The sequence below is a fragment of the Acinetobacter silvestris genome (assembly GCF_002135235.1).
In the GTDB taxonomy this organism is placed as follows: Bacteria; Pseudomonadota; Gammaproteobacteria; order Pseudomonadales; family Moraxellaceae; genus Acinetobacter; species Acinetobacter silvestris.
This window is the reverse complement of sequence record NZ_NEGB01000003.1, coordinates 151,869-177,172: the sequence shown is the minus strand read 5'-3', so window position 1 is coordinate 177,172 and position 25,304 is coordinate 151,869. Positions and strand designations below refer to the sequence as shown.

Below are 25,304 nucleotides of genomic sequence, written 5' to 3'. Positions count from 1 at the left end.
TTCATGCTCCCGACGTTGTAAGCAATGCTTGGCTATTGTTTTCAAACACCCAACATTTAACATTTTTGGTTTCAAGGCCACTCCACACCTGCCCGCACTTTATAAATTTTGGATATGGTACTGCACTATTCTTCAAAAGATTTGTCAGCTCATGATTCTTTTCAAAGCTCGGAATAACTTTACTGATATGCACCAAATTGATTGCAATTAAGTGACTGTATTTGCTGTGATTGAGTTTGTCTAAACCGTATTCATAAATAGATTGCCAAAACTGTTGTAGCTCATTGTTTTGCAATGCAGGTGCTGAAACCACTGCATGAATTGAGAGTGTAGATTTATGCAGTCGGTTGCTAAACCATGTTACTTCTACGCTTTCGAGTAGTCCTTCTGCATTAGAGATTAGTCGATTGATGGTGAGTTCTGGACTGCCTGAATTTAGGCGAACCTTTGAACCTACGGCAATGCCCTGCTGTTGTGTGATTTGTTGGTTTTGCAGGAGTGTTGCCATGGCATTAAATGCGTTGATAAATGCAATTTTGATTTGCGCGGCTTTCTCTCCAGTGAAGCCCATGACCAAGAACATCCAACCGTCTTTGGTCATTTCGTACATAGGTCGAGGTTTCCCCTGTTCGTCTATGTAATTCGCCAACATAAAATTGTGTTGGCTAAACTCATTTGGACAATCTAAAGACTCAATTTTTCTTAAAACTTGTTCATGACGTTTATTAAAAACATCAGCTACAATTTTACTATCGGTTTTGATTTGTTGATTTTGAATAAAGACAGCTTGGCTGAGGTCGAGTGCATTCATTTTGCACCGCCTTTCATCCAACGGATAATGCGAGTTTTAAGATTTTGTTTTTGAGCAAAGTCTGATGAAGTTAAACGCTTTAAACATAGAGAGTCTAGGCGAAGTTGTACTTGAATAGATTTATTCATTATGATTTTTCCTTTTGTACTTCGCCACCTTCAAGCGACCAAACTTGAGGGTGGCAGACCGAATAGGGTTGGTCGACCGCTACAAAAGGAAAACGGCAGGCTTACGCCTCCCCATCCGATCTACCATAACGTAGATTACAGGAGTTTCCAGATATAAAAATACCGCTAAAGCAGCGGTTTATATCTGCCTTAAGTAACCGAGCGACCAAACTCGTCCACCAATGTAGGGTGGCGAAATTAGAGTAACTTAGATACTATGCGCGGGTCAATACTTTATAAAAATTTCGAAAATGGTTAATTATATTTTATTTGGGTTAGTTATTGTATTTTTTTTAATCAGCGGCAAATTGTTTTCTATTTTTCCAAGACTTGAATGGTTAGATATGAGTGGTTGGGCTTTAGTATTATCAATTATTAATATATTTTTTTTAATAGATATAATTTTTTTAAATTCATTTTTCATAAAGAAAGCAAGAAGTTTCAAAAAAACAATTCCAAGCCAATTAAATAAAATAATCGATAAAATAAAAACAATTATTTATAAAAATTTATTTAATGATAAGGATCAAAATGGAAAATTTTACAATGAAAATTTCAGTAAAAATAATAACTCAGACAAAATAAATGAGATGGATCAATTAAAAAAAAGTATTAATATTCATTTTGATAAAAAGCCCAATTTTCTTTTAGAGAATTATAATCCTTTTATTACAATAAGTAGCCTTAAAAACAGTGTAGAAAAACTAACTTTAAATGAATTTTACTTATTAGAAACAATAAAAAAAACATTAGATGGAGTTGACTACGACCTTATTACTAAAAATGATCTAGCCCATCACTACATAGAAATATCTAAATTATTAACCAATTACGAATCAATTCGTGATAACTATGAAAGGGGAATGAAACAATTCTATAGTGATATAAACAAAGAGATGAATACTGAAATAAAAAAATTCAGGAGATTAAATGAGGTGCTCAAAAATTCTAAGACAAGCCATGTTTATCTACAAGCTGAAAGGCAGTATTCTATGGCATTTTATATATATTCTGGTTTAGGAATTATTACAATTGCAGGAATAATGAAGTTTTCCTTATTCATCATAGAACAAAAATCATATTTAAAAACCAATTACAGTATAGATAACTATGATTATTGGGCATTAAAAATCACTAGCATTTTTATTTTTATAACACTTATCACTTTTTTTATTAAACAAGCTGTACATTACCAAAAAAAGAAAGATCAAGCTGAACGTACACGCTTAGAACTAGATGCACTTCCAACTTATATATTTGATTTCGAAGATGCAGACATAAAAAGTATACGTAAGGAACTTATACCTAAATATTTTGGAAATAATAATGATAATTCAACATTAAATGAGATAGGAAATATCGTAACTGAACAGCTTAAAACTTCTTCTGATGTGGCAAAATCTTCGGCTGAAATTATTAAAGCACTTAAAATTAAGTAATCTAAATAGTAATTAAGATAATTACTCAATGAATTTTATACATCCCTATTTTTAGTAAAGTGGACGTAGAAAATTCATTTCGCCTGCCATTTAAAGGTAGTTTTTAGAGAATGTTTTAGATACTATATGCAGTCAATAAAACTTTAATACCAATATATTTATATTTTGAGATTTTATGAAAAAATTAGATAAGAAATGGTTTTTAAAACAGAAAATTGCAATCCGTAGAGAGTTAATTTGTAAGGCCAGAGAATATAATAAATCTGATACTTTTAACGCAAATATAAGCATTGTTTTTCCCGCTGTATTAAGCTTTCAAGATAAGCAAAGCCGTAGTACTCTCTTAAGAACAATCAAGTTAATTAGAAGCAAACAAAACCCAAGTTCTGACTATAATTTATATTTAGATTTTAATAAAGTTGATACACTTTACGCACCAGCTACTATCTTTTTTGCTCATAATTTAGAACAGTACCAAAAAGTTAACATACGAAGTCGAGCCTCTAATAAAAGTAATATAGTTAGAGCAATGATGACGAAATTAGATTTGCACAGCAAATTAGGGTTAGCTCCTTGCCATTCGACACATGATATGATGAATTGGCATACGTTTAATGGTACAGATTTAACGTTTGGAAACGACTACACAAGAATCGAATCTATTTTAGAAAAAAATTTAGATGATGAAACCTTCCTAATCGTTAATGATGCAATTTCAGAAGCTGTAAGTAATGTTTTAAATCATGCATATGAAAAACATCAACGGTATTTAGGTTGGAAAATTTCCTTGAAAGTTACAAAGGAATCCTTATCTTTAGTGATAACTGATTTAGGTAAAAGTATTCCTGTAACAGTCCCAGATCGACTAGATGATCACATGAAAAATCGTTTAAGTAACTTATTCGATTTTTCTAATTTCTTAGGTATGAATGATGCTGAACTTATTGATATTGCAAGTGAGTTTAGGAGAACGAGTACAAAAGAAAAACATCGTGGAAAAGGTTTTGGTGATATGTTGGAGGTTTGTAAAACTGTCCAAAATTCGAAATTAATCGTTTATAGTAAGAAAGGAATATGGATGAGTAATGGTCAAGATTTTAAAAAATTGATCAATTACAAAGATGAAATAGATGGTACAATAATTTTTTGGAAACTGCCCTTAAACTCTCCTTTGACCACACAGAACCTTAGTTCGAATGAAGTAGGAGATGGATATGAGTGACATGATTATAAACATCGCTACGGATTTTTATCCCCGCCCTGCTGGTCGTTTTTCCGCAGATGGCGAATACACGGGTGAAACTTTCCGCGAAAAATTTCTTACCCCAAAACTTCAAGCGATTAAGTCCTCATCTGGAAGTCATTTAATTATAGATTTTACAGGTGTAACCATGGCTGGGTCATCTTTTCTTGAAGAGGCATTTGGAGGGCTAGTACGTAATGGTAAATTTTCAAAAGATTTTCTTCAAAACGTTTTGGTTATAAAAAGCCCAAGACGTCCGATTATTAAAGATCGTATTGAAACTTATATAAATGAAGCTGAATTTTGATCTGTGAATTTATTAATTTTATAGCCAATATTATTATTGGCTTTTTTAATTTTATACTTTCGATTAATTTTTTAAAAATTCTGGTTATTATACCAGTATATGTATTTATCCAAAGAGTCCACAATCAAGCACAACAACGTTCTTTGAAAGCAGTTTCCGATGAAATCGTAAAAATTAATGATTTTTTAATTGAATTTATTTTTAAATTAAATAACTTAAAAGCTGGCGATATTGTTGATGATAAAACATTAACTGAATTAATTGTGTTGAAAGCTAAAATCAATTCTCATCTAAACTATTTAAGTGAATATTTATATGCATTTCCTTATGGTGGACCACTCAATTATTTTATTTTCTTTTGCACAAAAAAGTATTTTTCCAACGATGCAAAAGAAAAATCTGATGCTTTAGAGTTAGAATATCAAGAGAATATACTAGATGATACAATTCTTAGTCTTGAAAAAAATCTAGTAAATAATAATAAAAAACTTCTACCTTATTCAACTCACAATACTCAAAAAGATATTTTATTTAACAATGATATTAAAAAAATTTATAAAATGAAAAACAACCATATTATTCATTTAGATCAAAAATCTATTGATAAAATTATCAGCCTCAGCACTAATCTGATTTCACATTTAGAAGACAATACGCGAAAGATGCTTTAATACTTTCAAAATCATATTGGATTTACCTCTCCAAAAGACTTGAACCCAATTATTTCATGCCCTGCCCATTCATTTATTGCATGGGCAATTTGGTTTTGCTCAGGCACAATTTCACTGTACCAGTAAGACTCTCTTGCTTCTTTAATAGAACCAAAACCACCTGCATTGGACGGAATAATACCAAGCAATTGCGGTGGCGTCCGTTGTGAAGCAAGTACATCATCACGGGTCACATTTTTAATATTTAAGAATTCATCCTTAGCAGCCAATTCACTAATGGGAATAAGCTGTAAACCATCTTTATTCCCCCCTGGTGCATGTAAAAATAGATTACGGAAATTCCCCGGACCACGTGAGTCTTTCATCGCCTGTTTAATGCCTTCAACATCGTCATCATCAATTTTTGAATCGGTCATATATAAAATAAAGCCAGCATGTGAACCATTGTTGTAATACTTACGACGGAACAACGTCGCTGACTCATTTAAAAAAGCAGATTGCAGTGCAGAAATATACTCAGGCGTACCATAAATTTCTTGGTCTAAATCGACTGACTTAATATGGCAAACTGTACCCGATGCAAAAACAAATTCATCATAGCCATTCATTAACATCAGAAATTCTTTTGGGTCTTTCATGCGTCGCGTATATTTGGCCATTAAACCCTTGTAGTGATGTGGTTCATTCAGTCGGTTGTCGATCCGCTGCGCATAGGCATTCCCAAAAACCAGTTTATCTAAAACAATCCGTTCAAAGTCTGCTGCACTCATTAATTTTGTCGGTTTAAATGATGACACCAATTGATTCTTTTTAAAGAAAATAGCCGTAGACAAATAAGGCATAGACTTAAAAGATTTTGCCAAACCATTCATGCTGATATGCGGCTCGTAATAATTTCCACACAACCATGTTTCATAAAACTGTGAAAAGTCATTTTTATTCAGTACTGGTTCAGCGTCACCAAATGAAAAGGCTTGAATTTTATTGTTGGTGTCCGACATTTAGTAAATCTCCATAGAGGATTTCTTAGATTTTGAGTTGTCATCAAGCGTTAAAGGCTCGTTGAAGAATGCGTGAAAGAGAGAGAATGCAAGGTCAGCATGACCAATGGCTTCTGCACGTGAAGCCTCAAAGGTCATTTGCCGTTGCGATGCAGTTAAAGTTTTTTTAATGGCCATAAGCGACTGAGCAACTTCAGTTGCACCCGCATCAAATTGGAATCTACCTTTATTAATCACGTCCATGCCCTTCATCACCAATTGGGTTTTGACATCGACGCTATAGTTAAAAGTCGTTAAATTTGGATAGAAGTCTTGCACCAATTGAGCAACCCCTGTCCCCATACCCGATTTATCCAATCCGATATAAGTGACACGGTATTTTTGCGTAATTTTCTTAATGAATTGGGCTTGGCTGGCAAAGTCCATGCCTTTGAATTGATGATGTTCAAGTAGCCGAAAATATGGATGATCTGCATCTGGTGGTGCAACCACCACTAACCCTGCACTGTCTCCATTTTCGGCAGGGTCATAGCCCACCCAGACGGGTTTATTGCCAAATGGACGATTCGCCAATGGCTTAAAGTCATCTGCCCAGACTTCCCATGAATCCACCATACAGGGCTGAATAATGCTGAGCGGAAAAACACTGTGACCATCATCTACAAACTCACACATATATAAATTTGCGAATTCATCACCACTGTTTTCAGCAATCAGTTCTTCAACATCAAATAAGTCACAACCCTGTCGTTCCGCATCATAAATATTGACGATATGCCGCCACATCTTGTCACCACACAATGCCCCATTTTTTAGGGTGTCATGCGTAGTATCAACTTCAATTCGATTCTCTTTGGAACGCCCTTTATTAAAAGCCTCACCTGTCCAAAATTTATAGGCTTCATGAGTTTTACTGGATGGCGTGGAAAAGTAGGTTTTCTTATATTGTTTTTGTGCAGCCATGGCAGATGCGACTTTCTTTAATGTTGCAAAACCATGTACCCAAAAAAATTCATCAAAGTATAAATCGCCATGATAGGACTGTGCTGTTTTGGCATTGGTACCTAAGAATATCAATTGTACTATCTGATTATCTGGCAAGGTGATGGTAATTGGATCGCCTTGTAAATCGACCTCAATTGACTGCATTACAAAGTTTTTAATGTAGGTTTTAAAACCGTGCGCCTGCGCTTTTGAAGCAGATAAGAAAATCTGATTACGACCTGTTGTCACCGCTTTAATGAGTGCTTCACGGGCAAAATAGAAGGTCGCACCAATCTGCCGAGATTTCAATAATGCGCGGTTACGTTGTTCACGTGCGCGGTACCATACTTTTTGATAATCAAATAAATCATGATCAAAGTCCTCGAGCAGTTTTTCAATCTGTTCTTCAGTCAGCACATTTTTTGCTGTTGGTTTTCGAGTACCGGTATTTCTATTTTTAAGTTTCGGATTTAGATCAGCTTCATTACCACCATCTGAAAATTTATCAATTCTCGCTATGCGTTCAAGTTGACGCATAAGTAGATCAATTTCTTTAAAATCACCTGGTGTTTTTTTCTCAAGAATAATCAGTTTGACCAGTTGGGCTTCTAGTGCCTGTGCCACTCTTCCTGCTGGTACATCTTTGTCCCATTCATCACGTGCTTTCCAAGCATGAACATTTTTATCGTTTTCTTTTAAGAATTCTGCAATCGAGCTGATTCGCCATCCCATCCAATATAAAAATTTGGCTAAGAGACGGTTGTCAAACGTTAAATTGGTCGGGGTGTTAAGTGCATTATCCATTGGCTCATTAAGCCAATGTCACAACATTTATTCATTGAACCCATATTGTGAAACGCCCTTTACACAATCCTATTTGATTGAATGTTTTGCCCGATATTCCGATTCTGCTAACTACTTTAATTAGATTTAAATATACATAGCAGGATTCCCACCTCATGAGTAAGAAATCCAAATTCTTCCGAGTCGCTGTTGCAGGTGCAACCACTGATGGTCGCATCATTGAAGCATCTTGGATTCAGCAAATGGCTAAAAACTATAATCAGAATACCTATACAGCATTAGGCAATATTGAGCATATTCGCGGTTTTACACCAAGTTCAGAGTTTGGCAATTATGCAAAAGTCATTGCACTAAAAGCGCAAGAAGATGAAGTTGCAGGTCAAAAAAAATGGTGTTTATACGCACAACTTGAAGCGTTCGATAATCTGATTGAACTGCATAGCAAAAAGCAAAAACTCTTTAACTCCATTGAAGTTAATCCAAGTTTTGCAGACAGCAATGAAGCCTATTTAATTGGTATCGCATTTACCGACACCCCTGCTTCATTGGGTACCCAGATTATGGAATTTGCATCAAAGAACCCAGATGCCAATCCATTCACTTCAAAAAAACTGCACAAAGATAATTTATTCACTGCTGCTTCTGAAGCTGAACTTGAGTTTGAAGAAGACACTACAAGCCTATTTTCTCAAGTTTTGGACTGGCTGAAACCCCAACAAGAACAACAGAAACACAAAAACAATGGCCAGTTCAAAGATGTGGCTGACTCACTTGAAGCGATTGCAAAAACTTTTGGTGAAAACACAACAGAACTGAAAAACCTAAAAACCAGTTATTCCGACCTTCAAACCAAACACTCTAATTTAGAAAAGTCCTTCAATGAATTAGTGACCAAATTAGGTGGAGAACCAAATTCAGGTACGCCACCTGCTCCTGAAAATACTGGCAACTTCTCTGAACAAATTGATTGCTAATAAGCGAGAAAAAAATGCGTAACGATACCCGTAAAAAGTTTAATCACAGCCTAAACAAACTGGCTGAAATTAATGGTGTAGAAGCAGTAAATGTACAATTTACGATTGCACCGGTTCCATCACAAAAAATGGAAGAAAAAGTCCAAGCCTCAAGCGAATTTCTTGGAAAAATTAATATTATTGGTGTGATTAATCAAACTGGTGAAGCGATTGGTCTATCGGTAAATTCAACCATTGCTGGACGTACTGATACATCCGGATCAGGTGAACGTTCACCAACAGATCCAACAGGTTTTAGTGCAGATAAATACGAATGTAAGCAAACCAACTTTGATGTCGCAATTACGTATGTGAAATTAGATGCTTGGGCTGTATTTGCCGACTTCCATACCCGTTGGACTGCAGCTGTAGCCAAAGCCATTGCATTAGACCGTATTATGATTGGTTTTAATGGTACTTCTGTGGCAGAGACGACTGATCGTACAGCCAATCCAAAACTTCAAGACGTGAATATTGGTTGGCTGCAAAAAATTCGTGTCAATGCTGCGGAACGTGTGATGAAACCTGTAACCGTCGGTACAACGGGAACATACAAAAACTTAGATGCGCTTGTAGTTGATGCGGTCAATGAATTGATTGATGAAGTGCATCAAGACGATACTGATTTGGTGGTTATTTGTGGTCGTTCATTGTTGGCAGACAAAAACTTTCCAATCGTGAATGATGCTGCTGATAACCAAAATACTTTGGCGGGTCAGATTCTGTTAAGTCAGAAGCAAATTGGTGGTTTACCTGCAGCACGTGTTCCACACTTTCCCGACAATGCAATGTTAATCACCTCTTTTGACAATCTTTCAATCTACTATCAGAAAGATGCAAAACGTCGTCATATTCAAGAAAAACCAAATAAAAATCGAATTGAAGATTATCAATCTTCAAATGAAGCATACGTGATTGAAGCCTATGAAAAAGTGGCTTTAGTTGAAGGTATTACCATCCAATAATCAGGTGATTTATGTTGAGTCCAGCTCGACGACACCGCCTGAATGCTTTAGCAGCAAAAGAAGCTGCTAAAGCTGATGAATTTGGTGGTGTGCGTCCAGACGCGAGCGTCTACTTATTACAACTTACTGAACTAAAAAATGACATCCATGTCTTACGTTCAATTCAGTCACAAACTGAACGTGCCAAGGCCAAAGCCCTGCTTATTCCGAAGCATATGCCTTATGTAAGAGGTGTTATTGAATCAGGGTTTAAAGTCGAACAGGATGAAGTGATTACTACCATCATGCTTTGGTGTTTTGACTGTGCCGAGTTTTCTGAAGGTTTGAACCTTGCTGAATATGCACTTCAGCATGAACTTAAAATGCCAGATTCATTTAGCAGAAATACGGCAACCATTATTGCTGAAGAAATTGGCAATGCAGCACGTATTGCCTACAAAGCAAGTGAAGTTTTTCCATTAGATATTTTAGAAAAAGCCCAAAAAATAACTGCCAAATCGGACATGCCTGATGAAGTACGTGCCAAATTATTACTGGCAATGGGTCGTACTTATTTACATCTTGAACAAAGTTCACTTGCAGTTGCTGCCTTAAAAGCTGCCATTGAAAAGCATGAAAATTGTGGTGGTAAACAAGACTTTCAGAAAGCTGAAAAATTATTTAAAAAACAGTCAGAAGAACATGACACAACTGTATCAACTACAGATGGTTCCCAAATTGTTGATGATCAGGGCAACCTGCTTTTGAAATCAACTTAAAGAGTGCCCCGCGCCAACCGAGGGGCAGAACTGATGATGTAATGCCATTTTATGTGCAATCACTGAATCAGCTCTCCACCCCTCAACTATTCGAGAATGACAATGACTGGATTAATTGCAAACGGCAACCGTAACAATGAAGACGTTGTCATCACCAGTGACGAATTTTTCCCTGGCATATCATCAAAAGCAATTCGTGAAGCATTGCGCTTTGACAGCAGCATCACCAATCAACGTTTAGTTCCTGCAATTGAGTCTGCAATCATTGAAGTCAATGATCAGCTTGAATCACTCACTTTAAAAGCAGCATCACTTGCTGAAATTAGTCCAAAGAAAATCACCACTGGTGGCATTGAAAAGCCAATTACCGAAGTTTTGTATTTTCGAGCAGTAGCAGCTTCTGTCGGTGCAGAACTCAATGAAAAATATCGGGCCTATGACACCACAAATAACGGTGGCCAAAAAGCCGATGAACTTATACCAACAATTGATGATTACAAACGTGATCTACGATTTGCGATTCGTGATCTAAAAAAAGTACGTCGTTTAAATGTGGAATTAGTTTAAGTGAAAACTATTTATGCCCTTCAACACGACACAGTAGATGCCATTTGCTGGCGTAATTATGGACGCAGTTCTGGTGTTGTTGAAAACGTGCTTGAAGCAAATCAACATCTATCTGAGTTTGGTCCATTTCTCCCAATGGGTACAAAAGTCCAATTACCTGAAATTCCTACACAACAAAATAAAACGCAAAGCATTCAGCTTTGGGATTGAGAACAAAAAATATGGCTGAACCAACCACATCAACCACTGTCGCAATTACCGCTTCTGCAGGCTTGGTATCACTCCTTCCATTTGTGAATGGTGATGCATTGTTTGGTGCCGTAATTGGTGCAGCATTTTTAGCGTATACCCAAGTGTCATTAAATTATGGAAAACGTATTTGTTCACTGATGTTATCTATCGCATTGGGTTATGCACTTGCACCTGAAGTTTCGAATCGAACCGGTATTAATAGCCATACCGTAATTGCTTGTTTCACAAGTATGTTTGCCCTGCCACTTTTGGTCAAAATTATGCAGTGGGTAAACAAATCAACATTGAATGAAATTTTCCAAACCACATCGAAATTTTTCAATGCTCTCTCCAATACCTTTGGCAAGGAGTCAAATAAAAAATGATGCCACTTTTGCTTTCACCTTTGGCACAAATAATCTTTTCAGCTATTGCTGTACTTTGTTATGTGGCATGTGCCTTTCGTATTTTGTGTTTTGACCATTTGTACAAACAGTCTTGCCTATTTCGATTATTTGCAGCAATTCTAATCGGGGCATTTCTTGCCCAAAGTCTGCATATTATTTTCATCAAAGATCCAGTCACGATCTGGGATGCCGTGCTTGCCATGTTCTTGGCCATGTTTATTTTTCGCAGTAAAGGCAATGTTGTTTCAATGTTAAGGAGTACCCCATGAATATTTTAAAAGAAGGATCAAAAGGATCTGCTGTCATTGAGTTGCAAAAATTGCTAACTAAACATGGCATCACTGGACGCAACAAAAAGCCCATCAGTATTGATGGTGATTTTGGTGAAAATACCGAATATGCCGTTATTCAATTTCAGAAAAAACAAAACTTAAAAGTTGATGGTCTTGTTGGTGATGCTACGTTAAAAGCATTACGTGGTGAAAATACCAATAAGCTTTTAAAAGAAAGTGATTTGGTCGCAGGAGCTAAACGAATCGGTGTACCAGTCACTGTAATTAAAGCGATTGCTGAAGTTGAAACTATGGGTACCGGCTTTCTAGACATTGGTAAACCTAAAATTTTGTTTGAACGCCATCGCATGTATTTTTATTTAGTACAAAAATTTGGAAAAGTTAAAGCAAATCAGCTCATGGCCAATCACCCCAATATTGTCAATACAAAAACTGGTGGCTATCACGGAGGTAGTGCTGAATATACACGTTTAAGTCAAGCTAAACAGCTTGATATTGAGTGTGCTTTACAATCAGCAAGTTGGGGACGTTTTCAGCTCATGGGTGAAAACTGGAAAGCATTAGGTTATCCATCTGTTCAAGAATTTGTAGCTCAACATGAACAAAATGAAAGTCTGCAATTTGAAGCCTTCCTTCGCTACTGTGAAACCAAGTCAGGTGAAATTGATGATAAGCATTGGAAGCTCATCGATGCACTACGCCAAGAGAATTGGCATGTGGTTTTCAGCCTATATAACGGCAAAAACTACAAAAAATTGGGTTATGACACCAAGTTTTTACGTGTAATGAACCGGCTTGATCCAAGTTATCAGAGTTCTAAAGCAGCATGAAGAAACCAAATCATCTAAGAGAATATTTACTGACTGCAATTCCTGATCTGAGTCCAGATCAGGATCGTTTACTCATATTTACGAATAATGGAAATTTACGCAGCACTATGGCCAGTGGTTATAGTTTTGAAATGTCCTATATCTTAGACTTAACCATTACTGATTATTCTGGTGATGTTGATGTCATAGGGGTCGTACTGTTTACATGGATTGCTGAACATCAATCTGAGCTCATGGCCAATGTTGAAAAAAGTAAAAAGGCAATTACATTTGAAGCAGAGTTAATTGATAACAGCAAATACGATATCAACTTTCAAATTCCATTGACTGAACGAGTCATTGTGAAAAAGAATGATGAAGGAAAACTAGAACTGTCTTATCCTTCTGAACCACAGTACACACCATTTGATCCACCAACAGAATTCACCATTTTGGATTCATCAGGTAATGAACTAACGTCATGGACTACTGCTGATAAATTAGGTTGGTCATTGGATATGCCACCAACAGGTAAAAATCCATGAGTCAAAACATTGAACATCTTGCTAACTATTTGCAGCCGTTATTGCAGCGGCTGTCGATCGGTGAACGCTCAAAACTTGCAAAAAAAATTGGTCGTGATTTAAGAGAAAATCAGAAAAAAAGGATTACATCACAGCAAAATCCTGATGGTTCTTCTTATGTTCCTAGGCGTAAACGATTGCGTGAACAAAAAGGTAAAATCAAAAAGAAAATGTTCACTAAATTAAAATCAAATACAAATTTAAAAATTTTAAGTAATCCTGACACCATTGCTATTGGATTTGTTGGTCGTATCGCTCGAATTGCAGATGTACATCAACGTGGTCTAAAAGATCGTGCTGAACGTAACGCACCAAATGTCATTTATCCAAAACGTGAACTTTTAGGTTTTACCGATCAAGATATAAAATTAATAGAAGACTCTTTCTTAAAACATATCAATATTTAATCGTCATAGATTGTGAAAATAGCTTTATACAATCCTAAAAAGCTGAAAACAAAAAAACTTTGACGCACAGTGTTGGCATGAGTGCTGACAATAATCGACGTCTTGAAAATATAGTTCGGTTTGGAACAATCAAGAGTATTAATCCAACCAAACCCATTCCACGTGTCATCGTTAATTTAGGCGATATTGATACGCCAGAAATCCGTTGTCTCAATATTCGTTCTGGAAAAGATTCAACTTGGGATATGCCATCGATAAATGAAGAATGTGTTGTCATTTCTCCATGTGGTGATATTGGTCAAGCCAGCTTTGTCATGTTCGGATTTTATAACGATGAACACCCTGCCCCATCCGATGATTTAAATCAAAAAATCCGCATGTTTGCTGATGGCTGTGTCATTGCATACGATGTTTCATCCCATCAATTATCAGCTGTACTTCCTTCTGGTGGGACAGCCAATATTGTTGCAAATGTCACCATTGAAGGGACATTGCATGTCACAAAAACCATTACTGCAGATCAAGATATTTCCACAGGGGCAGATGTAAAAGCCGGGGAAATCTCATTGAAAAAACACAAAACATCAGGTGTAAAAGGTGGTAGTGAAAATTCAGGAGTCCCAATTCCATGATGTCTTCCAAAACTGGTTTAAGTCTTTCTGATGAAAAAGAACATGTTAAACAAAGCATCAATGACATTTTAACAACACCGATTGGTTCAAGAGTCATGCGACGACACTATGGATCTCATTTGTTTTCTTTGATTGATTCGCCTTTCAATGAAATTAATCGTATGCAGCTCATTGCTGCTTCTGCACTGGCTTTAATTCAGTTTGAAGACCGAATTTATATTGAATATATATTTATTAGTAATTCTGAAAAACTAGGATCTTTTATTCTGGATCTTGAATACATCTGGATTGATAGCAATCAAAAAGACTCTTTAAGCACTCCACTTAATTTCGGTGCCATCTCATGAGTACAGTCGACTTTTCTCAATTACCCATTCCAGATCTTATTCAAGAGATTGATTTTGATACTATTTATAAAATTCGAAAAGAAAAATTTATTGCTTTACATGAAGCAAGTGAACAAGAATCAGTGCGAAATATTCTTAATCGTGAATCAGATCCAGTTGTAAAGATTCTTCAAGAAAATGCCTACTTAGAATTGCTCTATATCAATAAATGCAATGCCGATGTACGTTCATTATTGCTCGCCTATGCAAGTGGATCTGACCTTGATCATCTAGCTTTAACTGAATATGGACTTATCAGACTAATTATTGCACCTGCAGATAATTCTGTAGTTCCACCCCTTCCAGCAATTTATGAATCAGATGAAAGACTCAAAGAGCGATGCTTACTCAGTTGGGATAGTTTAAATACAGCCGGTTCAATCAATGCCTATAAATTTTTCACTTTAAGTGCCGATGGTCGGGTACATGGCATCAAAGTTAGGTCAGATCCAGCTCAACCTTTTTTACTCGATATTTTAATTTCACAGATCGATAGTGCCAATGCAGAAGCAACCGAAGAATTGGTGGCCATTGTTCAGAAAGCTCTAGATCCAGAAGAAGTACGTCCAGTCTGTGATCGTCCTACGGTTCGTTCCAGCATTGCCCAAAACTATCAAATCCGTGCGCGACTGTTTGTCGGTAAAAATGCTGAAGATTCATTACTTCTCGATGCAGCCAATATTCGAATAGATAGCTATATCCAAAAAACCATCAAAAATGGTTCAAGTGTTCGCTTATCTGCACTTTATGCAGCCTTGCATGTCGATGGGATCAGCCGTGTTGTGATTGACTCACCTATGGCAGACATCGAAATTGATGATTATCACCATGCCTTTTGTACCGCAAAGAACATCAGTATTGGGGGCACAGAATGAAATCATTATTGCCACCAAATTCAACCCAACTTGAACGTAATCTTGTCGAAACTAATCAAGCTGCATTTGATCTTCAGTCCATTCGAATTGTCCGTGATATCGATCATGTTCCAGCACAATTTTTACCCTTCATCGCATGGCAGCGGTCAGTCGATTATTGGGATGATGCTTGGCAAGAGCCACTTAAACGACAAGTGATTAAGGCATCAAAAGAACAGCACAAAATTAAAGGAACGGCTGCTGCCATCAAACGGGCATTAGAACCCTTTGGCTATGAGGTAAAACTAATCGAATGGTTCAAAGCTACACCCAATTTAACACCCGGAACCTTCAACCTTGAATTGGATCTCGTGGGGAAAAGTCTCACGGCTGAAATTTATTATGAAGTTCGTCGCTTGGTCACAGATGCAAAATCAGCATCTCGGCATTTAGCGCAGCTTTCCATTACTTCAAATCCAATTCTGCCTATTCAAAACACGCTGGTACATCAGTGTGCACTCACATTTTCAAGTCTGCCGAGAAATTAACAATGCCAGATTATTATAATGTCACCACCAATGTGGGTGATGCAGAAATCGCCAATGCGATTGCAACAAATACCAAGTTAGATATTACTCATATTGCTTTTGGTGATGGTAATGGTGCTGTACCAACACCAACAAAAACACGCTCAACATTGGTTCGTGAAGTGCATCGCCAGCCAGTTACAAAATATGAGCGACATCCGACCATTGCAAATTGGATCATTATAGAAACCATTATCCCATCCAACATCGGTGGGTTTTGGGTACGCGAAATGGGGATCATTGCAGGTGGTAAACTGATTTCGCATGGTTCACATGCCCCTTTTGAAAAAGTAGCAGATCCCACTGGGGTCAGTGAATATCGTCTCAAGTTCACTCAAGATGTTAGGGACGGCAATGTTGTCGCTATTACTCTAGATGAATCCCTGATTTATGCTTCACAAAAATGGGTAAATGAAAACTATATTCCACGAAATGAAATCATTGATAACTTAACCACCAATGATGCTAAAAAACCGTTATCTGCAGCTCAAGGTAAAGCATTACAAGACTCTAAGCTTGATAAAAATGCGAATGCCGTTTCAGCATCGAAATTAGAAATCGTACGTATCATTAGTTTTTCGGGGGCTGCGACTGGTTCATTTAATTTTGACGGCTCTGCAAATACTTCATGTCTAATTACACTGGCCAATTCAGGTGTTGTTGAGGGAACATATAGTTCAACTATTCAAATCCCCACTATTTCAGTCAATGCCAAAGGCCAAATTACCGCTATTTCACAACAAGCCATTCGTTCAGCATCCACCACTCAAACAGGTGTAGTGCAATTGGTTAATGATTTACTTACAAACGATTCAACCAAGGCACTCACAGCAGCTCAAGGTAAAGTATTACAAGATACCAAGCTTGATAAGGCTGGTGGTACGGCTGACAAAGCAATCACCTTACAAACCACAGATAGCAGAAATCCATCAGCAAAAAATATACTCCGAGGTGTAACCAGTTATTTTGTCAGTAAGTCGGGGCTTGAAACGGGTCAAGGTGGAGCTTCTTATGGCGATTTCTTAGCATTCAATGGGTATTCAGATGCATCAGGTGGCAATAAAAACGGATTATTCTTAGGTAAAAATGGGCAAGGTGTTTGGCATTATCAACCTGAGTATGGTGCAGAAAATTGGGGTGTTGGAAGGCGATTAGCTTATACAGATAATGAATTTTTTACAGGAAATATAAACACAACAGGAGCTTTTGTTACTTCATCCGCAGAAGCAGTACTGCGCAATGCATCTGGCAAATATTTGTATGTGAATGCAACAAATTGGGGTTGTTATGATGGCACATCTGGTTATATTCCACTACCAACTTCGAATGGCGGTACAGGTAATGTTCAAGGTATAGCACCATCAGCAACCAAACTTCAAACAGCTCGTACAATCAGCTTTTCGGGTGCAGTCACGGGCGCATTTAACTTTGATGGTTCTGCCAATGCTTCATGCGTATTGTCAGGTGGTGATTTAGACGTTCTACTCTATTCACCTATTCCATATCCCTCAACTGTTGCACCCAATGGTTTTTTAGTCATGATGGGACAATCAATCTCACAATGGACATATCCCAAACTATTTGCGCTTTATGGTTCAGTGCTGCCTGACATGCGAGCGCAGTCGGTTCGTGGTTTAGACAATGGTCGTGGAATTGACTATGGGCGAACAATATTAAGTGAGCAAGGGGATGCAATTCGAAATATTAGTGGAACAGTAGGGTCGTTTCGAAATGATGGTGGTTCAGGATCTGATGGTGCATTGTCATTTACCCAAGGTGTAACTGTTTCAGGTGGTGCAGGCTCACAACGTGCTGCCGCATCCATTTCATTCAATGCAGCAAATCAAGTGCCGACAGCATCGGAAAACCGAGTCAAAAATATTGCATTCTTATACATCGTCAAAGCAGGATAAAACATGAAAGTTTCAGAAAAAGATCAAATTATTATGGTGTATAGCTTTGATGCAGTTGATCAAAGATACGTTGGTTCATTTGAATATCGCTGGGTAATTGATACGGGTTTACCTTCTCAAGCGACAAATATTCAGCCGCCAAAAATCACAGCCGGTAAAACTGCAGTTTTTAATGTCGAGACTGATAAGTGGACACTTGTTGAAGATAACCGTGGAAAAACTGTCTATTCCACTACAAATCAAAGCGAATCAAAAATTGATTACATCGGGGCGATCAAAGATGATTTTACCGAATTAAAACCAACTTCAATTTTTGATACTTGGAATGGTACTGCATGGGAAGATCAACGTACAGAAGAAGAAAAAGAAGTTGAGTATTTCAAACAGTTCCAACCATTAACACGTCGACAATTTAAGCTGGTATTGCTACAGAATGATTTACTCACCCATATTGAAAATTCAATCAATGTCATTGAAGATGAAAAAATGCGAATGCGGATTCAAATTGAATATGCAGAATCTGCGAATTTTGAACGAGATAATGAGTCCGTCAAATATATGGCTGAAACTATCGGGATGAGCAGTGAGCAAATTGATATGCTATGGGAGCAAGCTTTGACATTGTAGAAACCAATTTTCACAACACTTAAAACTTAACTCTTTCTTAAACTAATGTAAGCCTGTCTATTGAAATAAAACCTCAATAAACAGGCTTTTTTATGTCGGATACTTATCACCACGGATTACGTGTACTTGAATTTAATGGGGGTTCACGTCCAATCCGAACTATTGCCACTGCTGTTCAAGGACTGATTGCGACTGCAGAAGATGCAGACGAAAAAACGTTTCCATTGAATACACCAGTGCTTATCACAAATACTCAAGCTGCAGTTGCGAAAGCAGGTACTCAAGGCACATTAAAAATAGCATTACAAGCTATGGCCAACCAAGCAAATTCCATTTGTGTTGTTGTACGTGTAGCCACTGCCATAGATGAAGCTGCTCAAACAGCCAATGTTATTGGTTCAGTAGATGCCACAGGTAAATACACCGGTGCGAAAGCATTGCTTTTGGCTAAATCAAAACTTGGGGTTCAACCACGTATTATTGGTGCCCCCGGTCTTGACACTCAAGCGGTCGCAACTGAACTTGGCGTTATTGCACAAAAACTTCGTGCCTTTACTTACGTCTATGCTTGGGGCTGCAAAACCAAAGAAGAAGTTGTGGCATATCGTGATGCCTTTGCTGCACGTGAAATTATGGTTATCTGGCCAAACTTTATAGCATTCAATACCGATACAGCCAAGGCAGAAACTGTACCGGCTGTTGCAGTTGCTATGGGTTTACGTGCAAAGATCGACAATGATGTTGGCTGGCACAAAACATTATCAAACATGGCAGTAAATGGTGTAACCGGTATTGATGCCGATGTCACTTGGGATCTACAAGATCCAGCAACCGATGCAGGCTATCTAAACAGCAATCAAATTACCACGCTCATTCAGCATAATGGCTTTCGTTTTTGGGGTTCACGGACCTGTTCTGACGACCCACTATTTCCCTTTGAAAACTATACACGTACAGCTCAGATTATGGCAGACACGATTGCTGAATCTCATATGTGGGCAATCGATAAGCCTATGCATGGTTCATTGGTCAACGACATGCTAGAAGGCATCAAAGCCAAACAACGCGAATGGACTCGTTTAGGCTACCTCATGGGTGGTGATGCTTGGTATGACCCAGAGTTAAACTCAAAAAACACGCTCAAAGTCGGCAAATTATATATCGATTTTGACTATACGCCAGTGCCACCGCTTGAAGACCTCACCTTCCGTCAACGCATTACAGACGACTATTTAGTTGATTTCCCTTCAACGATTACAGCATAAGGAGCTAACGCATGGGCTTACCTCGTAAACTCAAAAACATGAACCTTTTTAATGAAGGGACAAGTTATTTAGGTGAAGTAAAAACTGTTGTTTTACCTAAACTCACTCGAAAGATGGAGGACTATCGCGGTGGTGGTATGAATGCACCATTAAAAATAGACATGGGGATGGGTGACGATGGTCTGGTACTTGAATCCACATTCGGTGGTTTAGACCTTTTGACCTTACGCCAATTTGGTCTTGAAAAAGTAGACAGTGTTTACTTACGTTTTGCCGGAGCTTATCAACGTGATGACACTGGCGAAGTCGATGCTGTCGAAGTCGTCGTCAAAGGTCGCCATGAAGAAATTGACGGTGGTGACTCTGAACCGGGTGAAGACACAGAACATAAAGTTGTAACCAACTGTGCTTATTACAAACTTACAGTCAATGGAAAAATAGAAATAGAAATCGATGTGCTTGGCTTTAAAGAAATCATCGATGGTAAAGACCGTTTAGCAGCTCAACGTAAAGCAATTGGTATGTAAGTTCCCTTCCCTTGCATGGACACAGATCTGTGCAAGGTTTTTTTAATTTTAAAGATATTTTAGGACTCTAATCATGACCAATGAAAACCAAAAAATGAATCAAGACATTATTAAAAACCCAAATGAAGAAACAGTTCAGCTTGAACAGTTTATTCAATTTGGCGACTCAACTATTACGGAAATTAAAATCCGTAAACCCACTGTAAAAGCACTCAGTGGTGTCAGCTTACAGGCAATTTATCAGCATGACGTAAATGCCTTAATCAAAGTTTTACCACGTGTTACCACTCCTGCTTTAACACCTCAGCAAGTACTTGAATTAGATCCAGTAGATTTTGCTCAGCTCGGAGGTCATTTAGTTACTTTTTTGTACCCAAAGGATCTGCAGAAAGCGATCAAAGAGGAACAGCAATAAAATTAGTCGATGATGTAGATGAAGCAATAGCTAATATCGCTTGCATCTTCCACTGGCCACCGAGTGCATACGATGACATGGACATGACTGAATTAAGTAAATGGCATCAACTTGCACTCAATCGAAACCAAACCGTGTAAAACGAGTCCACCAATGTCAAAATTAAAATTAGAAGTCCTTTTTAATGCTGTAGATAAAGTATCAGGGCCCATCAAAACAATTATTGGTGGCTCACAGTCTATGGCTGCAGCTTTAAAGAAAACAGACTCAGAGTTAAAAGGGCTTCAAGCTACACAACGTAAAGTAGATAGTTTTCGAGGCTTACAAGCAACAATTGATAAAACAAAAAATGCTTTAGCTGAATATCGTGAAGAACATAAACGCTTAAAAGATCAAGCTAAATTAGGGTCATTAAGTGAGGAACAAACCAAAAAATTAAATAATCTAGAACAAGGCATTCGACGTACTAAAGCAGCACTTAAAAGTTCATCCACAGAGATAACAGGTGTTACTCGTGATCTGAATGCAGCCGGTATTCAAATGAGTCAACTTGGAGAGAGCGAATCTGAGTTAAAAGGCAAAATCCACCTAACAACCATGGCGCTAAACAAGCAAAAAGAAGCTTTGGGAAAACACCAAGTTGCACAAGAAAAATATGAACAGATGCAATCACGTATGGCTAAAGCCAATGATCTAGCCCAAAAAGGGCTCATGATTGCTGGTGCTGCTGCAGTTGCTTTAGTCGTTCCAGTAAAACTATCTATCGATTTTGAATCAGCCATGGCAGATGTCAAAAAAGTTGTGGATTTCGATACCCCACAACAATTTAAACAGATGGAAAATGATATTCTTAATATGAGTAAAAGGCTTCCGATGGCTGCCAAGGATATTGCCGCCATTTATGCGGCAGGTGGACAGTCTGGTATTGCTAAAAATGAACTAACTCAATTTGCTGAAACAGCAGTAAAAATGGGCGTTGCATTTGATATTAGTGCCGCTGAATCTGGGCAAGCAATGGCAGAAATGCGAACAGCCTTTAAAATGTCACAAAATGAAGTGACGACCTTAGCAGATAAAATCAACTATCTAGGCAACAATACTCCAGCAGCAGCCAAAGGCATTATGGAAATTGTTCAGCGTATTGGGCCATTGGGTGAAGTCGGTGGTTTTGCAGCTGGATCCATTGCCGCATTAGGTGCAACCATACGTGGAATGGGTGTTGCTGAAGAAATTGCTGCAACTGGTATTAAAAACATGATGCTCGCTTTAGTTGCTGGTGAATCTGCAACTAAAAGCCAAAAAGCTGCATACAAAGAACTTGGGCTAGATTCATCTAAAGTAGCCAAAGATATGCAAACCAATGCAGAAGCAACCACTTTAAATGTTCTAAAACAAGTTTCTAAATTAGATAAATATAAACAAGCCGCTACATTAAAAGAATTATTTGGATCTGAATCGTTAGGCTCTATTGCACCATTACTAACCAATATGAAAGCCTTAGAGGAAAACCTAGGCAAAGTTGCAGATAAATCTAAATATGCAGGAAGCATGGAAAAAGAATATGCAGCACGTGCAGCAACCACAGCCAATAATATTTTATTAGCAAAAAATTCTGTAGCAGCACTTGGTATCACCATTGGTAATCAATTATTACCTGGTATCAATAGCATTACTGGAAAATTCACAACAGTCATCAATTCAGTACAGGCTTGGGCTCAAGCGAACCCTGCTCTTTCATCTACTTTGGTAAAAGTCACTGTGGGCGCTATTGGAATTGTTGCTGGACTATCCGCTCTCGCTATCGGACTCATCACCATCTTTGGACCAATGATGATGGTGGCCAAAGGCTTTGGTATTGTTTCCATAGCAGCACGTGCTATGAGCATGGCGCTCATGACTAACCCAATTACATGGATCGTACTCGCAATTGCTGGAGCCGCCTTCCTCATTTATAAAAATTGGACACCCATTAAAGGCTTTTTTCTAGGTATATGGAGCACAATAAAGACGGCATTTAATGGTGGTATTACAGGTATTTCTGCACTCATTACTAACTGGAGTCCAATCGGCTTATTCTACTCAGCCTTTGCAAAAGTATTATCATGGTTCGGTATAGATTTACCCTCCAAATTTACCGACTTTGGTGCCATGATGATCAGCGGTTTTATCAATGGCATCAAATCAAAATGGAGTGAAGTTAAAGCTGAAATTTCATCAGGAATGACCAATGTCATAGATAAAGCACGTGACATTCTCGGCATTCACTCTCCTTCACGTATATTTATGGGCATTGGTGACTACACCATGCAAGGCATGGCAAATGGTATTTCACAAAATAATCGCTTACCCATAAGTGCAACTCAAGATGCAACACAAGGCGTGATTAATTCAGCATTAAGCACCAAGCCAGTAAATCCAATAGCTATGATAAACATGGGTAAGTTTGATGCTCAGGGAATAGCAAATACTTTTTCACAAAACAATTTCCGTCCTTCAACCACAGCTCAAAATACAGTACCAGGTATAAATAACGCTACGGTCAAAACACAAGCTGTAAAACCTATTTCAAATATAGGCAGTGGTGCAAAATCATTTATCAGCAAAGATAACATCACGATTACGATTCAAGTTAAAGATGGATCGGTCGTCAAAGGTACTGCTGAAGCATTACGTCAGGAACTCAAACGAGTTGCACAAGAAGAACAAAATGCTCGACGTAAATTTCTTACAGACACGGAGTAAATCCCCATGATGATGGCACTTGGTCTGTTCGTATTTTCATTACAAACAGCTTCCTATCAAGAATTACAACGTGTCACCAACTGGCGGCACCCCTCTAACAGCCGTGTTGGTGATTCCCCTGCTTATCAATTTATAGGTAAAGGTGAAGATAGCATTACTTTAAAGGGGACGATCATGCACGAATTAACTGCTACACGAAATACTCTTGAAACCGTACGAAATATGGGTGATACCGGCAAAGCTTATACACTCATTGAAGGTACAGGAAAAATTTACGGGCTTGTCATTATTGAAAACTTGGATGACACCAAAACTTATTTTTTTAAAGATGGTGCAGCTCGTAAAACAGATTTCACTATTACCTTGAAAATTGTCAAAGAATTGAAACCGGGAGCATTAGGAACACTAATTGGTATGGGCTTTGGCACAGCAAATAGGATGCTATGATGCTCAATAAAATTGTAAATGGCATTGGTGCTACTTTAAACTCATTCGATCAAATGACTGAATATTCTCATCCTATTTTTCGTGTAGAAGTAGATGGTATTGATATTTCACCAGTTATGGCTTCACGTTTAATATCGCTCAGTATTAAAGACAATCGTGGTCTTGTGGTCGACTCAGTAGACATTGAACTGGATGATGCAGATGGGAAGCTCAACATTCCCCCCAAAGGTGCCATTATTCAAGTTTGGTTGGGTTGGTCTAATACTGGTTTAGTCGATAAAGGTAAATATAAAGTTGAATCCACGTCACACCGTGGTGCTCCAGATGTCTTATCTATTTCAGCAATGGCCAATGACGTTTCTGAAGGCTTAAAACAGAAACGGGAACGCAGCTGGAGTAACAATAGCATTCAAGAAATATTTGAAAAAGTAGGTACTGAATATGACCTTCAAGTTATTGTTCATGAAAAATTTGCGTCAAAAAAAATAAAATACATTGCTCAAAATGAATCTGATGCCAATCTTATTACCCGTATTGCCGATGAAAATGATGCAATCGCAACAGTTAAAAATGGTCACTTAATTTTATTACCACGTGGTGCTAGTCAAACTGTATCAGGCTTAGCTTTGCCACGCGTCCAAATCACTAGAAAAGATGGCGACCAACATAACTACACCAACGGAACCGGTACCGATAATATCAGTGGTGTTAAAGCCTATTACTATGCAGATAACAAAGCCAAAAAACTGCATGTCGTGGTGGGTGACAGTGAAGATAACTTAAAAGAAATTCGCTACGTTCACCGTGATAAAACCACAGCAGAATTGTCAGCCAATGCGGAATACAATCGCTGTAAACGTACTGCTCAAAAACTCACATACACTTTTGCAAAAGGCTATCCAAAGCTGATCCCTGAATTAGAGTTTGAATTTTTAGGATTAAAGCCCGAAATAGATGACATTATCTGGCTAGGTACAAATATCACCCATACTTTAAACGACAGTGGCTTTATCACTTCCGTAGAACTAGAAGTGCAGCTTCCAGATGCCGATGACGTTTCAACTTTGTTTGAAGGTAAAGAAGAAAAAACTGAAGATGAAAAAGATAAAGCTAAAAAATCAAAACGTATTGGTAAAAACTATGCTGAATATACAGGTGTTATTGCTTATTACAGTGAAGGAGGTAAATCCATCAAAATTACATCAGGTGATCAAAGCAAAGCTTTGAAATTAACCCACGTGTATAAATCAAAAAAAACAGCAAACAATGCGATTAAGCGTGAGCAAGAAAGAATCAATAAAGTAAAAAAATAGCATAAAAAAATCCTTGTTTGGGGGAGAAACAAGGATTAAAAAGAACACCACCAATATAATTATATTTAGTGATATTTTAAATATTATAATCATTTATGGTGATAATGTTGTATATTTGTATAAATAATATATTTA

At 37.7% G+C, this 25,304-nt stretch carries 31 protein-coding genes; 27 read left to right on the top strand and 4 right to left on the bottom strand.

The window, feature by feature from the left end:
- Window position 1 precedes the first annotated feature (1 nt).
- Together B9T28_RS07020 and B9T28_RS15105 are read right to left on the bottom strand one after the other, a co-directional pair.
- Window positions 2-811 carry a Rha family transcriptional regulator gene (locus tag B9T28_RS07020; protein ID WP_086203285.1) on the bottom strand — a complete coding sequence of 270 codons (810 nt, stop codon included), beginning with the start codon at window positions 809-811 and terminating at the stop codon, window positions 2-4.
- Window positions 808-939, bottom strand: a complete 132-nt coding sequence (locus B9T28_RS15105; protein WP_286086814.1) for a hypothetical protein — start codon at window positions 937-939, stop codon at window positions 808-810. The genes B9T28_RS07020 and B9T28_RS15105 overlap by 4 nt, the downstream gene beginning before the upstream one ends.
- A 290-nt stretch (window positions 940-1,229) precedes the next feature.
- Here B9T28_RS15105 and B9T28_RS07015 point away from each other — a divergent pair, with 290 nt between their 5' ends.
- The 4 genes from B9T28_RS07015 to B9T28_RS07000 all read left to right on the top strand — a co-directional run bounded on the left by B9T28_RS07015 (window position 1,230) and on the right by B9T28_RS07000 (window position 4,638).
- Window positions 1,230-2,417, top strand: coding sequence for a hypothetical protein (locus B9T28_RS07015; protein WP_086203284.1), 1,188 nt, complete (start codon window positions 1,230-1,232; stop codon window positions 2,415-2,417).
- Window positions 2,418-2,592: 175 nt separating this feature from the next.
- Complete coding sequence (locus B9T28_RS07010) at window positions 2,593-3,639, top strand: ATP-binding protein (protein WP_086203283.1); 1,047 nt, start codon at window positions 2,593-2,595, stop codon at window positions 3,637-3,639.
- On the top strand, window positions 3,632-3,967 hold the full coding sequence (locus tag B9T28_RS07005) for an STAS-like domain-containing protein (protein WP_086203282.1): 336 nt from the start codon (window positions 3,632-3,634) through the stop codon (window positions 3,965-3,967). The genes B9T28_RS07010 and B9T28_RS07005 overlap by 8 nt, the downstream gene beginning before the upstream one ends.
- Entirely contained in the window at window positions 3,964-4,638 is a 675-nt protein-coding gene (locus B9T28_RS07000; protein ID WP_086203281.1) for a hypothetical protein, read from the top strand. Before B9T28_RS07005 ends, B9T28_RS07000 begins: the two co-directional genes overlap by 4 nt.
- A gap of 11 nt (window positions 4,639-4,649) precedes the next feature.
- Here the strand turns inward: B9T28_RS07000 and B9T28_RS06995 are convergent, their stop codons facing one another.
- The gene (locus B9T28_RS06995) at window positions 4,650-5,639 is read right to left on the bottom strand and encodes a phage portal protein (protein ID WP_086203280.1); all 990 of its coding nucleotides are present in this window, start codon (window positions 5,637-5,639) and stop codon (window positions 4,650-4,652) included.
- Window positions 5,640-7,427, bottom strand: coding sequence for a terminase large subunit domain-containing protein (locus tag B9T28_RS06990; RefSeq protein ID WP_086203279.1), 1,788 nt, complete (start codon window positions 7,425-7,427; stop codon window positions 5,640-5,642).
- Window positions 7,428-7,582: 155 nt separating this feature from the next.
- Between B9T28_RS06990 and B9T28_RS06985 the strand changes: the two genes are divergently transcribed.
- The 23 genes from B9T28_RS06985 to B9T28_RS06875 all read left to right on the top strand — a co-directional run bounded on the left by B9T28_RS06985 (window position 7,583) and on the right by B9T28_RS06875 (window position 25,169).
- Window positions 7,583-8,401 carry a GPO family capsid scaffolding protein gene (locus B9T28_RS06985; protein ID WP_086203278.1) on the top strand — a complete coding sequence of 273 codons (819 nt, stop codon included), beginning with the start codon at window positions 7,583-7,585 and terminating at the stop codon, window positions 8,399-8,401.
- A gap of 14 nt (window positions 8,402-8,415) precedes the next feature.
- Window positions 8,416-9,405 (top strand): phage major capsid protein, P2 family, encoded by a 990-nt coding sequence (locus B9T28_RS06980; RefSeq protein WP_086203277.1) that lies wholly within the window; start codon window positions 8,416-8,418, stop codon window positions 9,403-9,405.
- A gap of 11 nt (window positions 9,406-9,416) precedes the next feature.
- Window positions 9,417-10,163 carry a phage terminase small subunit gene (gpM, locus tag B9T28_RS06975; RefSeq protein ID WP_086203276.1) on the top strand — a complete coding sequence of 249 codons (747 nt, stop codon included), beginning with the start codon at window positions 9,417-9,419 and terminating at the stop codon, window positions 10,161-10,163.
- Between the two features lie 102 nt (window positions 10,164-10,265).
- A complete protein-coding gene (locus tag B9T28_RS06970; RefSeq protein ID WP_086203434.1) occupies window positions 10,266-10,730 on the top strand; it encodes a head completion/stabilization protein in 465 nt (154 codons plus the stop codon).
- A complete protein-coding gene (locus B9T28_RS06965) occupies window positions 10,731-10,940 on the top strand; it encodes a tail protein X (protein WP_086203275.1) in 210 nt (69 codons plus the stop codon).
- 11 nt (window positions 10,941-10,951) lie between these two features.
- Window positions 10,952-11,347, top strand: coding sequence for a putative holin (locus B9T28_RS06960; RefSeq protein WP_086203274.1), 396 nt, complete (start codon window positions 10,952-10,954; stop codon window positions 11,345-11,347).
- Window positions 11,344-11,637, top strand: a complete 294-nt coding sequence (locus tag B9T28_RS06955; protein WP_086203273.1) for a phage holin family protein — start codon at window positions 11,344-11,346, stop codon at window positions 11,635-11,637. The genes B9T28_RS06960 and B9T28_RS06955 overlap by 4 nt, the downstream gene beginning before the upstream one ends.
- A complete protein-coding gene (locus tag B9T28_RS06950) occupies window positions 11,634-12,491 on the top strand; it encodes an N-acetylmuramidase domain-containing protein (RefSeq protein ID WP_086203272.1) in 858 nt (285 codons plus the stop codon). Before B9T28_RS06955 ends, B9T28_RS06950 begins: the two co-directional genes overlap by 4 nt.
- Window positions 12,488-13,015, top strand: a complete 528-nt coding sequence (locus B9T28_RS06945) for a phage tail protein (protein ID WP_086203271.1) — start codon at window positions 12,488-12,490, stop codon at window positions 13,013-13,015. Before B9T28_RS06950 ends, B9T28_RS06945 begins: the two co-directional genes overlap by 4 nt.
- Complete coding sequence (locus B9T28_RS06940) at window positions 13,012-13,461, top strand: phage virion morphogenesis protein (protein WP_086203270.1); 450 nt, start codon at window positions 13,012-13,014, stop codon at window positions 13,459-13,461. Before B9T28_RS06945 ends, B9T28_RS06940 begins: the two co-directional genes overlap by 4 nt.
- Before the next feature lie 77 nt (window positions 13,462-13,538).
- On the top strand, window positions 13,539-14,093 hold the full coding sequence (locus B9T28_RS06935) for a phage baseplate assembly protein V (protein ID WP_086203269.1): 555 nt from the start codon (window positions 13,539-13,541) through the stop codon (window positions 14,091-14,093).
- Window positions 14,090-14,440, top strand: a complete 351-nt coding sequence (locus B9T28_RS06930) for a GPW/gp25 family protein (RefSeq protein ID WP_086203268.1) — start codon at window positions 14,090-14,092, stop codon at window positions 14,438-14,440. Before B9T28_RS06935 ends, B9T28_RS06930 begins: the two co-directional genes overlap by 4 nt.
- A complete protein-coding gene (locus B9T28_RS06925) occupies window positions 14,437-15,354 on the top strand; it encodes a baseplate assembly protein (RefSeq protein WP_086203267.1) in 918 nt (305 codons plus the stop codon). The genes B9T28_RS06930 and B9T28_RS06925 overlap by 4 nt, the downstream gene beginning before the upstream one ends.
- Window positions 15,351-15,881: a phage tail protein I gene (locus B9T28_RS06920; protein WP_086203266.1), complete on the top strand. Its 531-nt coding sequence runs from the start codon at window positions 15,351-15,353 to the stop codon at window positions 15,879-15,881. The genes B9T28_RS06925 and B9T28_RS06920 overlap by 4 nt, the downstream gene beginning before the upstream one ends.
- A 2-nt stretch (window positions 15,882-15,883) precedes the next feature.
- Window positions 15,884-17,833: a phage tail-collar fiber domain-containing protein gene (locus B9T28_RS06915; RefSeq protein ID WP_086203265.1), complete on the top strand. Its 1,950-nt coding sequence runs from the start codon at window positions 15,884-15,886 to the stop codon at window positions 17,831-17,833.
- 3 nt (window positions 17,834-17,836) lie between these two features.
- Window positions 17,837-18,460 carry a hypothetical protein gene (locus B9T28_RS06910; RefSeq protein WP_086203264.1) on the top strand — a complete coding sequence of 208 codons (624 nt, stop codon included), beginning with the start codon at window positions 17,837-17,839 and terminating at the stop codon, window positions 18,458-18,460.
- A gap of 92 nt (window positions 18,461-18,552) precedes the next feature.
- Window positions 18,553-19,725 carry a phage tail sheath protein gene (locus tag B9T28_RS06905; RefSeq protein WP_086203263.1) on the top strand — a complete coding sequence of 391 codons (1,173 nt, stop codon included), beginning with the start codon at window positions 18,553-18,555 and terminating at the stop codon, window positions 19,723-19,725.
- Window positions 19,726-19,736: 11 nt separating this feature from the next.
- Complete coding sequence (locus B9T28_RS06900; RefSeq protein WP_086203262.1) at window positions 19,737-20,252, top strand: phage major tail tube protein; 516 nt, start codon at window positions 19,737-19,739, stop codon at window positions 20,250-20,252.
- Between the two features lie 73 nt (window positions 20,253-20,325).
- On the top strand, window positions 20,326-20,667 hold the full coding sequence (locus B9T28_RS06895; protein WP_086203261.1) for a phage tail assembly protein: 342 nt from the start codon (window positions 20,326-20,328) through the stop codon (window positions 20,665-20,667).
- Window positions 20,571-20,807 carry a GpE family phage tail protein gene (locus B9T28_RS15135; protein ID WP_171263479.1) on the top strand — a complete coding sequence of 79 codons (237 nt, stop codon included), beginning with the start codon at window positions 20,571-20,573 and terminating at the stop codon, window positions 20,805-20,807. The genes B9T28_RS06895 and B9T28_RS15135 overlap by 97 nt, the downstream gene beginning before the upstream one ends.
- 13 nt (window positions 20,808-20,820) lie before the next feature.
- Complete coding sequence (locus B9T28_RS06885; RefSeq protein ID WP_086203260.1) at window positions 20,821-23,409, top strand: phage tail tape measure protein; 2,589 nt, start codon at window positions 20,821-20,823, stop codon at window positions 23,407-23,409.
- Between the two features lie 6 nt (window positions 23,410-23,415).
- On the top strand, window positions 23,416-23,856 hold the full coding sequence (locus B9T28_RS06880; protein WP_086203259.1) for a phage tail protein: 441 nt from the start codon (window positions 23,416-23,418) through the stop codon (window positions 23,854-23,856).
- On the top strand, window positions 23,856-25,169 hold the full coding sequence (locus B9T28_RS06875; RefSeq protein WP_086203258.1) for a contractile injection system protein, VgrG/Pvc8 family: 1,314 nt from the start codon (window positions 23,856-23,858) through the stop codon (window positions 25,167-25,169). Before B9T28_RS06880 ends, B9T28_RS06875 begins: the two co-directional genes overlap by 1 nt.
- The last annotated feature ends 135 nt before the right edge of the window (window positions 25,170-25,304 follow it).